The organism is Bradyrhizobium sp. AZCC 1721 (assembly GCF_036924715.1).
GTDB lineage: Bacteria > Pseudomonadota > Alphaproteobacteria > Rhizobiales > Xanthobacteraceae > Bradyrhizobium.
In genome coordinates this window covers 2,636,331-2,652,131 of record NZ_JAZHSB010000001.1, presented here as the reverse complement: position 1 = coordinate 2,652,131, position 15,801 = coordinate 2,636,331, and the positions used below count along the sequence as shown (strand labels likewise).

Annotated in this window: 14 protein-coding genes; 6 read left to right on the top strand and 8 right to left on the bottom strand. The window is 61.8% G+C overall.

All coding sequences use genetic code 11. From position 1 onward, the window contains the following. Nucleotides 1-106: 106 nt before the first annotated feature. The 4 genes from V1273_RS12510 to V1273_RS12495 all read right to left on the bottom strand — a co-directional run bounded on the left by V1273_RS12510 (nucleotide 107) and on the right by V1273_RS12495 (nucleotide 5,337). Entirely contained in the window at nucleotides 107-1,438 is a 1,332-nt protein-coding gene (locus tag V1273_RS12510; RefSeq protein WP_442894149.1) for an HlyD family type I secretion periplasmic adaptor subunit, read from the bottom strand. 158 nt (nucleotides 1,439-1,596) lie between these two features. Next, complete coding sequence (locus V1273_RS12505; RefSeq protein WP_334409781.1) at nucleotides 1,597-3,330, bottom strand: type I secretion system permease/ATPase; 1,734 nt, start codon at nucleotides 3,328-3,330, stop codon at nucleotides 1,597-1,599. A 112-nt stretch (nucleotides 3,331-3,442) separates the two neighbouring features. Further along, entirely contained in the window at nucleotides 3,443-3,964 is a 522-nt protein-coding gene (locus V1273_RS12500) for a hypothetical protein (RefSeq protein WP_334409779.1), read from the bottom strand. Between the two features lie 272 nt (nucleotides 3,965-4,236). After that, a complete protein-coding gene (locus V1273_RS12495; protein ID WP_334409778.1) occupies nucleotides 4,237-5,337 on the bottom strand; it encodes a hypothetical protein in 1,101 nt (366 codons plus the stop codon). A 459-nt stretch (nucleotides 5,338-5,796) separates the two neighbouring features. On the opposite strand from V1273_RS12495, the gene V1273_RS12490 reads away from it, so the two are divergent. Beyond that, a complete protein-coding gene (locus V1273_RS12490; RefSeq protein ID WP_334409777.1) occupies nucleotides 5,797-6,792 on the top strand; it encodes an NAD(P)H-dependent flavin oxidoreductase in 996 nt (331 codons plus the stop codon). Nucleotides 6,793-6,823: 31 nt separating this feature from the next. Further along, a complete protein-coding gene (locus V1273_RS12485) occupies nucleotides 6,824-7,792 on the top strand; it encodes a zinc-binding dehydrogenase (RefSeq protein ID WP_334409776.1) in 969 nt (322 codons plus the stop codon). 618 nt (nucleotides 7,793-8,410) lie between these two features. Here V1273_RS12485 and V1273_RS12480 read toward each other — a convergent pair. The 3 genes from V1273_RS12480 to V1273_RS12470 all read right to left on the bottom strand — a co-directional run bounded on the left by V1273_RS12480 (nucleotide 8,411) and on the right by V1273_RS12470 (nucleotide 10,815). Further along, nucleotides 8,411-8,815, bottom strand: a complete 405-nt coding sequence (locus V1273_RS12480) for a hypothetical protein (RefSeq protein ID WP_334376367.1) — start codon at nucleotides 8,813-8,815, stop codon at nucleotides 8,411-8,413. Nucleotides 8,816-8,941: 126 nt separating this feature from the next. Then, a complete protein-coding gene (locus tag V1273_RS12475) occupies nucleotides 8,942-9,940 on the bottom strand; it encodes an aldo/keto reductase (RefSeq protein WP_334409775.1) in 999 nt (332 codons plus the stop codon). A gap of 32 nt (nucleotides 9,941-9,972) precedes the next feature. Beyond that, the gene (locus V1273_RS12470; RefSeq protein ID WP_334409773.1) at nucleotides 9,973-10,815 is read right to left on the bottom strand and encodes an amidohydrolase family protein; all 843 of its coding nucleotides are present in this window, start codon (nucleotides 10,813-10,815) and stop codon (nucleotides 9,973-9,975) included. A gap of 354 nt (nucleotides 10,816-11,169) precedes the next feature. On the opposite strand from V1273_RS12470, the gene V1273_RS12465 reads away from it, so the two are divergent. From V1273_RS12465 to V1273_RS12450, 4 genes are all read left to right on the top strand, one after another. Next, nucleotides 11,170-11,655: a copper chaperone PCu(A)C gene (locus V1273_RS12465; RefSeq protein ID WP_334367958.1), complete on the top strand. Its 486-nt coding sequence runs from the start codon at nucleotides 11,170-11,172 to the stop codon at nucleotides 11,653-11,655. 105 nt (nucleotides 11,656-11,760) lie between these two features. Next, entirely contained in the window at nucleotides 11,761-13,548 is a 1,788-nt protein-coding gene (locus tag V1273_RS12460) for a PQQ-dependent dehydrogenase, methanol/ethanol family (RefSeq protein ID WP_334409772.1), read from the top strand. 88 nt (nucleotides 13,549-13,636) lie between these two features. Beyond that, nucleotides 13,637-14,173 (top strand): c-type cytochrome, encoded by a 537-nt coding sequence (locus V1273_RS12455; RefSeq protein WP_334382910.1) that lies wholly within the window; start codon nucleotides 13,637-13,639, stop codon nucleotides 14,171-14,173. Beyond that, nucleotides 14,173-14,820: a hypothetical protein gene (locus V1273_RS12450; RefSeq protein WP_334409771.1), complete on the top strand. Its 648-nt coding sequence runs from the start codon at nucleotides 14,173-14,175 to the stop codon at nucleotides 14,818-14,820. Before V1273_RS12455 ends, V1273_RS12450 begins: the two co-directional genes overlap by 1 nt. Before the next feature lie 196 nt (nucleotides 14,821-15,016). On the opposite strand, the gene V1273_RS12445 is transcribed toward V1273_RS12450, so the two are convergent. Continuing rightward, complete coding sequence (locus V1273_RS12445; RefSeq protein WP_334367955.1) at nucleotides 15,017-15,553, bottom strand: hypothetical protein; 537 nt, start codon at nucleotides 15,551-15,553, stop codon at nucleotides 15,017-15,019. Nucleotides 15,554-15,801 lie beyond the last annotated feature (248 nt).

The following is a 15,801-nucleotide window of genomic DNA, read 5'->3' as shown; positions in this document are numbered from 1 at the left end:
CAAAGAGCTAGAGCGAGATGACGATTCGAAGAAAAGTCATCACGCTCTACCCCTCACGCGTGCGATCATCTTGAGAGATGCCCGAGCTCGCAGTTCTGGCCGTAGATTAGTCCTCCCGGAACGCGCCGTGGAAGCTGTCGAGCAGAGGCCTGAGAGCGTAGAGCGCCACGGTGCCATGACCCGTCTTGATGAATACCTGGGCCGGCATTCCCGGAATAATCTGGACACTATCGATCCCGGCGCCGACCAGATCCTGAACTCGAATCTTCGCCGCGTAGTACGGCTGGTCAGTGCGCTTATCGACTAGACGATCGGCAGAAACGTGCGTCACAGTCCCATGGAGCCGTGGTACGCGGCGCTGATTATAGGGCAGGAGATTCACTTCGGCGCTCAGTCCGAGACGGACCACATCGATGTCTTCGGGCCTGACGCGCGCAATCACGATGAGCCGATCCTGCCGGGGAACCAGATCCATGAGAGGTGCCCCGGCGCCGATAACGCCGCCTGGCGTATGGATCTTCAGGTCGGTTACCACGCCGTCCTCGGGCGCCTTGACCATCGTTCGCGAGAGTTGGTCGTCGGCCGCCCGCAGTCGTTCCCATATCTGAAAGATCTGGTTCTGTACCTCGCGCAGCGACTGCGCGATCTCGTTTTGACGGTCGTGCTCCAGTTTGAGGAGAACAGCCTCGGATTCGTTGATGGCCTGCCCCGCGCGCGATATCTGCGCGACAATCTCTCCCCGCCGTCCTTCGATGTCAGCTATCTCTCGCTCGAGGTTCAGAAGCCGCGGTCGCCGCTCAAGCCCCTTGCTGACGAGCGTGGCCACCGTTGCCGCTTCCTCGCGGACGATGTCGATGCGCCTTGCGGCCGCGCTTTCCTGCGCCCTGAGGCCCTCGATCTCCTTTTCCACCTGCGACCGCTTCTCCCGATTTACGGCCGCTTGCGATTGAAAGACCTGCCGGCGCGTTTCGAAGATGGCTTGCTGACCCGCAAGGACATCCGCGACTGAAGGACTCGCCATCTGCGCCATCTCCAACCTGCCCGGAAATGATACCCGCTCGTCTCCGCGCTGTTCCGCCTGCAGCCGTGCCTCTCGCGCCGTCGCCTCCCACAACTGGCCTTGCAGGCTCTGGACTTCGGCACGGGCCTTGGTGTCCTCCAACGAGATCAGCGTTTGTCCAGCACGGACAACGTCACCGTCCGCGACCAGAATTTCTCTGATGATGCCGCCCTCAAGATGCTGAATCGTCTTGCGGCTCGATTCGGATTCGACGGTGCCGACAGCAATCGCGGCGCTCTCGAGGGGTGCATAGGTCGACCAGGTACCGAGACCGATGACGAAGCCGCAAACCAGCAGATTTCCGGTCCAGGTGACGCCGCGAAGTCGGTCGCGAAGCGCCGGCGGCGCCGATCTCAGCCACCGAGGGACCTCCCAGATCTCAACGTGAGCGAATGCAATTTTTGGGCGACCCCAGAGACGGTGAAGACGTTTGATGCTGATCCAGGTGACACCGCGCAGCCGGCCGCGCAGCGCCAGCGCCGCCGATCTCAGCCAGCGTGGAATCTCCCGAACATCGACGTGAGTGAATGAACTCTTCATGAGACAGGGTCACGCAAAGTAACTTGAGGTCTTGCCAAACACCTTTCGAAAATTTCCCTGCTCTCACCGAATGCGCTGATCGCGCCGCCCTGCATGATGGCAAGCTTGTTCGTTGCGCCGAGGATCCCTATCCGGTGGGTGATGATGATCACAGTCGTATTGGCCGCCTTCATCCGTTCGATGGCGTCGAAGAGCATGCGCTCGCCCAGACTGTCCAGGCTGGAGTTCGGCTCGTCGAGGACCACGAGGTGCGGGTCGCCAAAAAACGCCCGTGCAAGGCCGAGGCGCTGGCGAAATCCACGTGGGAGATTGGCCGCTGCGCCATTGACGACCGTATCGTATGCCTGCGGGAGACGAATGATCGTCTCATGAAGGCCGGCCAGCTTCGCTGCTTCGATGATCTTCTGCAGATCGGCGTCGTCCAGCCGTGCAATGATGTCCTTTACTGTTTCTCCGACCAGATCGATATCCTGCGGCAGATATCCGAGGCGCCCGCCGCCGCGCGAATCGTGCAGGGCTAGAATATCGATGCCGTCGAGCAGGACCGAACCTGCCGTCGGCGCGGAGATTCCGGTGATGATCCTGCCGAGCGTGGATTTGCCGGAGCCAGATGGACCAATGATGCCCAGGCATTCACCGGGTGCGAGACTGAATGAGACGTCCTTCAGCATCCAACAGTCCGATCCTGAGACGGCGACGCCAACATTGTTGACAATGAGATTGCCCTTCGGCCTCTCCGGCAGGTCTCTGACGTTCGCAACCGTGGTGACAGCGGACATGACGTCGTTGAGCCGGCGGTAGGCGGCCAAGGCCATCGCGAATGCCTTCCAGCCTGCAACCGCCCCTTCAACGGGCGCGAGCGCGCGTCCGAACAAAAGCGTCGTGGCAAAGATGATGCCGGGACTTCGGCTTTGTTCCAGGACGAGCCAGGCGGCAGTACCCATGATCAGGACCTGCGCCAGCGCTCGCGCGGGTTTGGAAATCAGCATGATGGTTTCATGGCGGCGCTGGACCACCTCTTGCTCGCTCCTCGCATCCTGCGCAGTCTGGCGGATCAGGCGCGTGGTACCGTCGAGCATTCCCATAGCCCTGATCACGTGGAGGTTTCCGACGGCCATGCCGAACCATCCCTGGCTCCTCGTCGCCGCGGCAGCCGACCGCGCCCGCGGTGCTTCCGTGAACCGGTCTTCGGCAAGCCCGAGCCCAAGCAGGAAGAGCACGCTGAGCACACCTATCACCCCGAGCAAGGGATGCACGAGGAAGAGAACCCCGAGGAAGAGCGGCGTCCAGAGCGCGTCAAACAACGTAGAGCAGGCTCCGGACTGGGCGAACTGACGCAGGACCGCAAGGTCGCGATAGGCTTCCGATGCCCGCGCTCGATCGACATGGGCGCATTTGAGGCAGGCGGAGAGCGCTGCCGGATGGAGTTCTTCTTCAAGCCACTCACCCATCCGGCCCAATGCGGCGCGGCGCAGCGCATCCAGCACTCCGCCGACCACGACGGTAAACGCGACGATGAGCGTCAGCATCAGAAGCGTATCGCCGCTGCGGCTCGACAGCACGCGATCATAGATCTGAAGCAGGTAGATGGAAGGCGCGAGAAGAAGGAGATTGTAGCTGCAGCTATACGCGAAAACGAGTCCGAACGACCCCGCGCAGGCCCGCAACGCCGACTTCAACGGCGTCCGCGGCGACGACATTGTCTGCAGTTGGAGCGGTGGCATCAGCATTGCGGTCCCGCCAGATCTGAAGTCCGAACCTTCCGCTCACTCCTCGTCGACTCCGCGACGAATTGAGAACCGGCGGCATTGCGCCGCCGGCCTCACCCCACACAGGCATGGATCAGCTAAACATGCCTGAATCGTCGATATGGAAGTACTTGGAATCGTTAAGCACGTCGTTCAGGTTCGCGGATTCGATGCTGGCCTTGAAGTAGATATCTCCACCTTCCGCCTTGTTTTCGTCTCCGCCGTCGCCGCCGACACCGGCCATCACGGTCTGGCTCTGGTCCGCAGCGAGCCAGTTTTCCTGATAGGCCTTCGTGTTGGCATCCACGTCGGACTTGTTATGGCCGCTCTCCGATTCCTGGTCGCCATTCGAGACGGCCTTGCCGCCCTCTGCCTTGGAATGCTTCTCCGCCTTCGCATTCGCGCCCTCGGCGTCCCAGTATGCCTTCTGATAAACGTCATCGCCGTTCTTGACGTGGACGTCGGCGCCTTCGGCCTTGTTGGTCGGGTTGAAGTGGATACTCGGGTTGCTGATGATGTTACCCTCGTTGTAACCGTCTCCACCGTTCCCTGCGCTGTTGCCGCCGGTCGACGCCTTGAACACGATCGTGTCGGAAGGAAATGATGCCTTTGCCATGTGTGAGACTCCCTGACTTGGTTTGCGCACTGTGCGTCCCAATGTGGACAGCAACGATCTTGGATTTGGAGACTGGCGCGGTCTAGCCGCCAAAGCTGATGCCACCCAGTGGCAACGGTGTACGCCCGAAATGCTAGCGTCGCGCCGCGGAGATCTGCGCAGCTCCAGTGCTGCTCGAGCGTTTTCGAGTGAAGCGAAGAGGTTCGCGCCAGGAAGACGCGTCAAATCAAAACCTGGAATCGCGTTTCGATTCTATCGAAACGGAACAGGCTCTAGGCATGATCCAGCAGGTGAAGGTCCGACAACAGATGCATGGCGAAATCGCCGCCAAGCGCAGCATTGCCGTGGCCGCCGTCGCCACCGATTCCGGCAATCTGGATCACGCTCTGGTCGAACACGACATTGTTGCTCTGATGAGCCTCGGCTGTTGAATTGTAGCCGGCGACCGCAATGTTGATCGGGGCGTAGATCGCCACGTCGATGTCGATCATGCTTCCCGAGAAGTGGCCGTTGCCGCCGTTGCCGGCGTTGTTGTTACCGGTCGCTATTACATCAGAGCCAATTAACTCGAAGATGGAAGAGAAGATATCTGCAGTTCCGCCAACCGCGTGATTACCGTTCCCGCCATCACCCCCCACGCCGGCCATCTGAAAAGCGGATTGATCGAACACCACATTGTTTGTCTGATCGGCATTGGCGGTGGAATTATATCCCGCGACGGCAATGTTGATCGGATAGTAGAACGCAAAGGTCGCGTGAACGATACCCCCGTAGGCGTATCCGTCGCCACCATTGCCGGCGTTGTTGTCGCCGGTACCGAGCGCGTCGGAGCCGGTAGACCCAATCGCGCTGACATTTCCACCCGATGCGGTATTTCCGTTGCCGCCATGGCCGCCAACTCCCGCGATCTGGGTCGCGGATTGATCGAACACCACGTTGTTCGTCTGATGAGCGTCGGCCGTCGCATGGGCACCCGCCACCGCAATATTGATCGGGTTATAGACCGCGACAGGAGCATGCACCATTGCTCCGGAGAAGTAGCCATCGCCACCATTGCCGGCACTGTTGTCACCGGTGGCGATCACGCCAGAGCCCGCAGGCCCGAGCGCGCCGACGCTTCCACCCGATGCGGCGTTCCAATTGCCGCCATCACCGCCAACTCCCGCGATCTGGCTTGCGGACTGATCCAAATAGGCGATGTTCGTCTGATTGGCGAGGGCTGGCGCATGGACGCCCGGCCATGCCACGTTGAGTGGCTCGAAACCAGCGTAGCTGCTATGGATCAGGCTCCCGGCAAAATGACCTTTGCCGCCATTGCCGGCGCTGTTGTCTCCCGTGTGGGTCAGGAAGCGTGGCCATGAATCCGCGGACATCCACCACGAGCCTGGCAGATCGTTTCCAAGCTGAGGCTTGCGGTCGAGGGGAACGCCGTGAACAGGGTCCGGTACACTCCGATGATCCATGACTGTTGCCTACCGAAATTGTTTCGCGCCGACCGGACGGACGCCTCCCGCACTCAAGAGAGGATGTCACCTCGGCAAGCCAAAAGCCGAGTCGTCAATTCGGATCGCAAACGTTCGGGCGATAGACACGATATCAGTTACACCCGTTCGGGTGTGGGTGGTACCTTGCGTGAATCTGGACGTAGGCAGCATGTGCGGTTAGCGGGTGATCTCGGAAATACCGGACCCCACGCTGACTTGTTCCGCCCTGCGGAAACCAGCCCCTGCTTTTGCATGATGGCGTTGTCCTGACCACCACCCCGCGCCCCGTAGACTTTTGCAGGAGGTGGCGGCATCCTGCCCATCGAAATCTCACGACAGAGGGCAGACATGATCAAGACGCGATTCACCGAGCTCGTCGGCGTCGAGCACCCGATCGTCCAGGGTGGCATGCAATGGGTCGGCCGCGCCGAGCTGGTTGCGGCCGTAGCCAATGCCGGCGCGCTCGGGCTGATCACCGCGCTGACGCAGCCGACGCCGGAGGATCTCTCCAGGGAAATCGCGCGCTGCCGCGACATGACCGACAAGCCATTCGGCGTCAACCTCACCATTCTGCCCGCGATCAAGCCGCCGCCTTACGCCGAGTATCGCCAGGCCATCATCGAGGCCGGCATCAAGATCGTCGAGACCGCCGGCAACAAGCCGCAGGAACACGTCACCGAGTTCAAGAAGCACGGCATCAAGATCATCCACAAATGCACCAGCGTCCGCCACGCGCTGTCGGCGGAGCGGATGGGCGTCGATGCGATCTCGATCGACGGCTTTGAATGCGCCGGCCATCCCGGCGAGGACGACACGCCCGGCCTGATCCTGATCCCGGCCGCCGCCGACAAGGTGAAGATACCGATGATCGCCTCCGGCGGTTTCGGCGACGGCCGCGGCCTGGTCGCAGCCCTCGCGCTCGGAGCCGAGGGTATCAACATGGGCACGCGCTTCATGTGCACCAAGGAAAGCCCGATTCACCAGCTCGTCAAGGAGCGCATCGTCGCCAATGACGAGCGCGAAACCGAACTGATCTTCCGCACCATGCGCAACACCTCGCGCGTCGCCAAGAACACGATCTCGACCAAGGTGGTGGCGATGGAAAGGGAAGGCGCGAAATTCGAGGACGTGCGCGAACTCGTCGCCGGCGCCCGCGGCAAGATGGTCTACGCCACCGGCGACGCCGATGAGGGCATCTGGTCGGCCGGCCAGGTCCAGGGGCTGATCCACGACATTCCGACCTGCGCCGAACTGATCTCGCGCATCGTGCGCGATGCGGAAGCGATCATCCGCAGCCGGTTCGAAGGCATGCTGTCGGGCGCGCAGCGTCAGGCAGCAGAATAAAAGCGGTCTCCGCCAACAACGAGAAGAGCCCATGAAAGCCTATGTCTACGGCGCCAACGGCGCCGAAATATCAGAGGTCGCAAAGCCCTCGCCGAAGGGCACGCAGGTGCTGGTCAAGGTGCATGCCTGCGGCCTCAATCGCGCCGACCTCGGCATGACCAAGGGCCACGTGCATGGCGCGGCCGGTGGCGTCGGCACCGTACTCGGCATGGAATGGGCGGGCGAAGTCGCCGAGCTCGGGCCTGACGCAGAAGGTGTTGAGGTCGGCGACAAGATCATGGGCTCGGGCGCAGCCGCGTTTGCCGAATATACGCTGGCCGACCACGGCCGGCTGTTCCGTGCACCCTCGAACATGAACTTCGAGGAAGCCGCCACCCTCCCCGTCGCGCTCGCCACCATGCACAACGCCGTTGTGACCAACGGCGCGCTTCAGCCGGGCCAGAGCGTCCTGATCCAGGGCGCCAGCTCCGGCGTCGGCCTGATGGCGATGCAGATCGCCAAGCTGAAGGGCGCCAAGCTCGTGATCGGCTCCTCGACGGACGCGATGCGCCGCGGCCGCCTGAAGGAATTCGGCGCCGATCTCGCGATCGATTCCAGCGACCCCGGCTGGGTCGATCAGGTGCTCAACGCCACCAACGGCGAAGGCGTCGACCTGATCGTCGACCAGGTTTCCGGCAAGGTCGCTAACCAGAATCTCGCCGCCACCAAGGTCAAGGGCCGCATCGTCAATGTCGGCCGGCTCGGCGGCACCCACGCCGATTTCAATTTCGACCTCCACGCCGCCCGCCGCATCAACTATATCGGCGTCACCTTCCGCACTCGCAGCGTCGAGGAAATCCGCGAGATTTTTGACGAGGTCCGCAAAGACATCTGGCCGGCCGTAGAATCGCGAAAACTGCAACTGCCGATCGACAAGGTCTATCCCTTCGCCGAGATCGGCAAAGCGTTCGAGCACATGGAGGCCAACAAGCACCTCGGCAAAATCGTGGTGGCGTTTTAGCTCTGTGTCCCGGACGCGGTGCAGCGCGTGAGCGCTGCTCCGCAGAGCCGGGACCCACGCATCGGTGGACCCCGGATCAGCAGTGCATCACGCCGCAAGCGGCGTGCTGCACAGCATCCGGGGAACGCAGACCGCCGCTCTTTCCAGACAGCGTAAACCGCAAGTTATCTTACGGCAGCGACCCTCTCAGGTCTGCGACACCAATATCGAGGGTTGCTCGGCCATCATTCTCGGGGGTCGTGCGCGTGCTCACCTTACTGTGTTCGGACACGGCAATGACTCGGTCACCTTTCTCAGCCGGTCCGAGACTTCGAACGACGATCGCGCCAAGCACAAGCAGCGCGACCATAATCAGCCCACTCAGGGCCGGCGTTAGACATAGATTGGACCCATAGCGCACCATTGCATGCACCCATGCGCATCGCCCGCGCCCCGCTGCAATAGTGTCGTTGAGTCGTTAGGCGATTTGGTGACGCGGTGGTGGCGATCCGGCGTTCACTCTCTTCCGCGCAGCGTACACTTCGACCGAAGCGCTCGCAGGGATGAAGCCGAGTATCCGCACCGACGCCAGTTCGGTCGGAAGTCCGCAATATCGGGCGAGCGGCGCGCGCGACGCTGCTACCCGACGCGACTGCGTTGCTCAATATTGGCCGCCGGTCCCCCCGCGCGGACATGGCGATTACCGGATGGCAGCGTTTGCGAGCCCGCGATACTTTTCCAAGGACTAATCGTTTCGACGATGATGTTGATTCCGGCCAACGCGCTGTCGATCTGGCGCTGCACGTTGTTGACCTCGGCCTGCAGGAAGTCCTGCATTTTTTGGAGTTCGGAAGCCAACCCCTGAAGTTCGCCTATCGAATTTGAGGTCAGCCGGGCGACGGAGGAGTTGATCCGTTCGGCGCTGATCTCCAGCTCGCTGGAGGGCTGCGACTTCTCTTGCGTTTCCGATTTGCTGAGTTGTGTCGCCAAAGCCTCCGACGGAGGCGTTTTTTCGTCGGGTGCGGCGGACGTTCGGGTATCCATCAGGTGCTCCCTTGGTGCCGGTTGGTCGCGACGCCAATCCCGAACCAGATTGGTTAATAATCCGTTAAACCTGATGCAGATTGGTTAATAATTCGGTAAGGGGAAGCCGAGACCGTCGTTTTTCGATCATCGCGCCTCGCCGGCAAACGCCTGCCGCAGTTCCGACAGCCGGTCGAGTGCGGCCTGCGGCAGCGGGCCCTTCTCCACCGCGGCGAGTGCACCCTCGAACTGTTGCGGCGTCGCCATGCCGACCAGGATCGTGCCCATCGCCGGATGCGAGATCGCAAACCGCGTGGCCGCCTCGGTCAGGCTGGCGGCAAATCCCTCCTCCACCAGCGGCATCAGCCGGCGCGCGCGATCGACATCGGCATCGTAGCTCATGGCAGAGCCGATCGGCTCCGGCGCAGCGCCCGCAATCGGATGACGCTCCGCCGAACCCGACAGCGCCCCGCCGGCCAGCACGCGGATGCCCACGACGCCAACACCGGCGGTTTCCGTGTGATCGAACAGCCGTCCATAATCCTGCGCCGGATAGCGCGCCGGCAATTCGCCGGCCGCAGACGGATTGAGCATGTTGTAGACGACCTGCGCGCTGTCGAACACGCGCGCATTGATCACCTGATGCAGCGCCGCCGTATCGCCCAGCGCCGTGATGCCGAGAAACCGGATCTTCCCCTCTCGCCGCAGCCGCTCGAACACCGGCACCACCTCGTCCAGCACCTGCCGCACGCTCAGCGCCGGCCCGCCGCCTTGCTCGGTGATGGGATTGTGCAGATGAAAAATATCGACACGCTCGAGCCGCAGCCGCGCCAGGCTGCCTTCGAGCGATAGCCGCACCGCCTCATCAATGCGATCACGATCGTCAGGCGGCAACCGGACCTTGGTGGCGACAACCACGTCGACCGGCTTTAGCTTCTGCAAAACCCGGCCAAGGTTCCTTTCCGATTCCCCGTCGCCATACTGCACCGCGGTGTCGAAGTAGTTGACGCCAGCGGCAATTGCGCGCGCGATGGCTCGCTCCTGGTCGGCAGCATCGCCACGCACCATCAACCCGCCGACGGCGCCGCAGCCGAAGCCGAGGATCGAGAGCCGCATCCCGGTGCGGCCAAAGGTTCGAAATTCCATCGCGTTTCCTCCTGAGGTGGATGACCTGCGCGCTAGCCTTCTTTCGGCGACCAGCCATAAGCCTTGGCGCAGGCCCCGCCCATCAGCATGGCGCGCTCGCTCTCGTTCAGGCGGCTGGTCCTGAGGAACGGCTCGACCGCCTGCTCGTAGTTGACGACGGCGAATGCGCGCGTCCAGTCCGTGCCCCACAGGCAGCGCTCGAAACCCCAGGCATCGAACACGCGGGCGAGCGGGTCCCAGATATCCGGATAAGGATACGGCTCGCGCGACAGCGTGCAGGCGCCGCTGACCTTGATCACGGCGTTCGGCCGCGCAGCGAGTTCCAGCACCTTCGGCAACTCCGCCCAAGGCTCTGGCGGCGCCGGCGGAACACGTGGCTGCAGGAGGCCGAGATGATCGATGATGAACCGCGTGTCGGGGTGGCGATCGATCAGCGCCCTGCCCGCATCCAGATTGTCCCAGCAGTGGAGGTTGACCGGAAAATCATGGCGAACCGCCGCACGCGCAATCCGGTCGAGGCCGGGATGGTCAGGCGCACGCTTGGCCTCCTTGGTCAGCATGATGCGGATTCCGACCGCGCCCGGCGTCTTCCTCCACTCCGCGACGACGTCGGCCACATCAGGGTCATCCGGGTCGACCGGCTTGACGATGGCGAGCCGGCCGGGATGGGCCCGTTGCACTTCCACGGCATAGCTGGCGTCGTAGCGGTACAACGAAAACGCCGAGATGAAGATCGCGCCGTCGACGCCAACCTTGTCGATCGCTGCCACCATCTCGTCACCCGTGACGTGATCGGGCCAGTTCGGCACACTGTGCCAAGGCCGCTTCGGACTGTTCGCCTCGTAGGCATGGACCTGGGAATCGATGATGGGCATCGGGGCGGTTCCTCTGTACCGAGAGATTTTGGACAATGCCGCAGGCTCGTGTCCAGAGCGCAAAAGCGAGGCCCAACAGCGGAACTGAGGCGGTCTGTTCGATCACCTGATCAGCGAGCAGCGTAGAGGCTGTGAAGGCGAGCGCATTTTGTCGGTCATCGATCGGGAAAAATGCGCAGCGCCCTTTCGTCGCCTTATTTTGAAGCGTAACTTGAGACGCCAAGAAACAAGAGAAAATCGATCTTGGGAGGCACGCCAATGTGCAGAACGAAGAGTTTCGTTTGGGCATCCCTCGCTTGTGTACCTCGACTGACCGCGCATTTACAGGATTACCCTTCGGCCGAGACATAGCCGATGACCGCGACAGCGACATCAGGTGCTGATGGCGCACGGCTTGATCGCGGCCGGATTGCATTTCTTGTGTTCGGACTGGTTGCTGTTCTTTGGCTGACGCGCGGGTTCGCCGCGGCAGGTGAAGCGTTGCAAGTGACGAACGCCCGGGTGCATGCGTCCGATCAGATCGGTATCGATCTCCCGCTTGTGATGACGATCAGGAACGATGCGGCCGAAGCCGACGCCCTGTTGCGCGTCCGCTGTCCGTTCGCGAACTTCGCCGTAAGGCACACGGTCGATCGCGGCGAAGGCGCCCCAGCCATGCGCGAGATCAAGTCCATTCCAATCCCGGAGGGCAAGACGACCGAACTCAAGCACGACGGACATCACGTGATGCTGCTGCAGACGCGGCAGCAACTTGTCGACGGCGAGACGTTTACATGCGCCATCGTTTTCCAGAAAGGCGGAACCAAAGAAACGGAGGTGCGGGTTTCACGAACGCCCTGATCGCGACAGCGGCCCGGTGAGCCGCTGAACGAGGCTTCTCAGCTAAACGCCCGGATGTGCCGGACGCTCGATTTAACGTGGACTGCCAAAAGGAGGGCATTTCTCATGGAGCGATTTTCAGGTCACACAAGAATCTCCACGCGAGCGCGCCTGCTCGCTATTGCAGTCACTGCCGCGGGCATCACGGCCGCACTGCCCGCGTCCGCCGCCGACGAGGTCAATCAGGAACGGCTGCTCAACGTCGAGAAGGAGCCGGGCAACTGGCTTCATCATCATCAGAATTACTCGGCTCACCGGTTCTCCACTCTGAAGGAGATCAACCGCGATAACGTGAAGAACCTGAAGGTCGCCTGGACCATGCATCTCGGCGGCATCGAAGGCGGCGGCATCTGGAGCCATGGCGGGCTGGAAGGCACTCCGATTGCCGAAAACGGCTTTCTCTACGTCACCGATGGATGGGGTTCAGTCTACAAGATCGATGCGCATGGTGGCCGCGGCGTGTTGCTCTGGAAGATGGACCCCAAGACGGATCGTGACTGGGCTGGCGCTGTGGCGTGCTGCGGCGTCGACAACCGCGGCGTCGCCTTGTGGGGTGATCTCGTCATTTCCCATACGCTTGATGGCCGGCTGATCGCGACCAACAAGGAAACCGGTCAGGTTGCCTGGCAGCGCACGGTGGCCGATCCGGACAAGGGCGAGGTGATCACCGGCGCGCCGTTGATCGTCAAGAACATGGCGATCACAGGCGTGGCGGGCGCGGAGTACGGCATCCGTGGCTGGATCGCCGCCACCGACCTGACGACCCAGAAGGAGGTCTGGCGCACCCACACAATCCCGGGCAAGGGCGAGCCCGGCAGCGAGACCTGGAAAGACAGCAACAACGCCGCCGCCGCCGGCGGCGGTTCGACCTGGGTAACAGGCACCTACGATCCAGCAACGGACACCATCATCTGGGGCATCGGCAACCCCGGGCCGGACTGGGATAATGAATATCGGCCAGGCGACAACCTTTACACCGATAGTTCGCTGGCCCTTGATGCCACGACTGGCAAGATCAAGTGGCATTATCAGCACACGCCAAACGACCCCTACGACTACGACAGCGTGGCGGAAAACGTGCTGGTCGACGTCCCCGGGCCCAGTGGTCCGCGGAAGCTCGCGCTCGAAGCCGACCGCAACGGCTTCGCCTATGCGATCGATCGCACCACCGGCAAGTTCGTCTGGGGCCTCCCGTTCGTCAAGAAAGTCACATGGACCAAAGGGCTCGACCCTGAGAGCGGCAAGCCGATCGAGTATGACCCGAACAAGGCCGTGCAGACCTATATCGCGTCGGTGACGCCAAGCCGCACCAACATGGAAACCGACATCTGCCCCGGCAACATGGGCGGCAAGAACTGGCCGCCGACGGCCTACAATCCGGACTTGAAGCTCTGGTACATCCCGGTGATCGAGAGCTGCAATCGCATCAAAGTCGAGGTGATGACGCCGGAAAAACTGAAACCGCGGGAGTTCTGGACCGGCGGCGGCCCGAGCCAGCCATTCAGGATCACCGGCAGCGTGACTGCGATCGATGTGACGACCGGCAAGATCGCCCAAAAAATGGAAACGCCGTTCCCCAATTTGGGCGGCATGCTTGCAACTCCCGACCTCGTCTTCACCGGTCAGCCGTCCGGCGAAGTGATGGCGCTTGACGCCAAGTCATTGCAGAAGCTCTGGGAGTTCAACACGGGCGGCGGCGTCAACGCACCGCCGATGACCTTTACGGTCGATGGCAAACAGTACGTTGCCATCCTGGTCGGCCTGGGCGGCGCCTGGGACAAGTGGTTCATCGATTCGACGCCCGAACTGAAGAAGATACAGCCGGGATCGATGCTCTACGTATTCGCACTCTGACATCCAAAAAACGGAGGGTCCGCCAACCGCGGGCCCTCCTTCGACAAGAGACGCAATGATGATCTTCAGCAGATTCCCGGCGGCAGGCATGCTGATCGTGAGCGTCGTCGCCCTGAATTTCTCGATTGGTACCACAGCTTTCGGTCAGTCGGCGCAAGCGCCAGCTTCGGATCCGACCAATGCCGGCAAGGCCGTTTTCAGTAAAGCCAATTGCGTGGGCTGCCACAAATGGCACGGCAATGGCGGCGGCGGCTACGGCGGCGATGCGCTGTCGCTGCGCAAGTCCGAGCTGACACGCGATCAGATCATTGAAATCGTCGGCTGCGGGCGGCCGGGCACCGGGATGCCATTCTTTATGCGCGGCGCCTACGATGAGGTGAAATGCCACGGCATGAACCGCCAGGACGCGGGGGCACAGATGCCGCCCGAGGGCGGAACGTTTCTGCGGCCGAAGGATATTGAAGCCGTCGCCGACTACATGATCGCCCACATCAAGGGAGCCGGCGAACCCACTTACGCGGAATGCGTCGCCTTCTTCTCAAGCACCTCGCGGGTATGCGACGTCTACAAGAACCAAGCGCAGAAGCCAGATGATGCGACCGCCAGCACCGGGAAGGGCCAGTGATGCGCAGACTGAAGCTGCCGGGCGTTCTTGCTGCGGGCCTGCTTGCCTGGCAGGCCGTCACGCTCGCGAGCTCTCCGGCTGGTGCGGAAGAATTCAGCGGCAACGATCTGCGTGACATTCGCCTCGGAATGGCTGCGGCCGAGTTGCCGGAGACCGGTTACGTCGACTTCTACTGCGCGGCGGACCCGAAGCGCACATTGGCTGGCTGGCAGAACTGGCGCGACTGCCCTGCCGACGCGAATGGAACACGGGCCATCCGATTTGGTTACGATCCGTCGACCAGCCGCGACGGCACGATGGTGGCGGGTCATCCGGCGATCCTCACCCTGCTGATCGACGATACCGCGCACGTTGCCGGCTTGCAGATCGAGACCGATCCGACGGCGCGTCTCTATATCCGGAAGAAGGCGTTTCTCCTGGGGCTACAGGCTAGATCGCGCTACGGCTCGGACGGCTGGGCATGTACCGAGGGCCAGCCGGGTGCAGGAGACCAGCCAGTGGGAGGCATCTATCTCAAGGAGCGCTGCACCAAGACGATCAGTGGCCGTTCACTCGTTGTCGAACGCAACCTCTTCCGCCGGTCCGATCAGGACAGCAAGAATTTTGTCGACGAATCTCGCATCAGCATCCTGCGAGCCAAGAACTAGCAGCTCGGTCGCGATCATGCGGATCACGGACCTGAAGGCTTAAGGCTCGTTTCTTCGTAGAAGACCGATTGCAGGTGCGGATGGCGTACTCGACAAGGCGTCATCCGCGGAATGTCGACCGGCAATGATTGTCGTGGGCTCCGTGGCACGTCTCAAATGTGCCAGCAGCGGAAATCAAATGCCGAATTTCAGCAGTTCACCGCGGAGGCGCTGCGCTCCCCGTGGTCGGCTTGTCACCGGGAATCTTGTACTCGCCACGGAGTTCATCCCACAAGGCCGTGTCACTGATCAGGACGACATGGTAATCGCCGCTGCCTGTGATCCCCGCATACTTACCCGTGCCGCCGGTGAACTGGAATGTCCCGCGGAACTCCCGCGGCTTCGCGTCTTTCAGGACGTACTTGGCAAAGACCTTGGATCCATCGGCCTCCGTGAAGGTCTTGTAGCCGCCGCTGGACATGCCAGCATCCGTTTGATCAACCACCTGATAGCGGGCTTTGTCGAGAAAGGGCTTGCCGTCGGCATTGAACACGGCACCGTCGTATTCAGTGACCGACACCGTATGGTCAGCCCGGTGTTCCAGCTTCACGCTCTTGCTCGATAGGGTGACCAGAACGGCTCGACCGAACCATTGGCCTGATTCTTCCGCCACGGCCGACACAGAGGCCGCCGGGGCTGCCAAGGCAAGCACAACACAACCGCACATCCACGATGAATTGAGATGATACCTCATGGTTTCCTCCCAGATGGGTTGCAGGTTACGATTTTGTCGGAGCCAATACCTCCATGATTGCCCTCTCAGAACTCTTACCTCGCCCCTTTGGTTGCCCATCTACTTGAACAAACCCCTTCGTTTGTTGATTGGCAATCACATGCGAACCGCTCGGCCTCCTCAACGACCCGACCGTCGACCACCAAGCCCCGCAAGCTGTCTTTGCCGACTGGCTCGTGGCTTACCGGCATACCAGCAATCCGGACGAG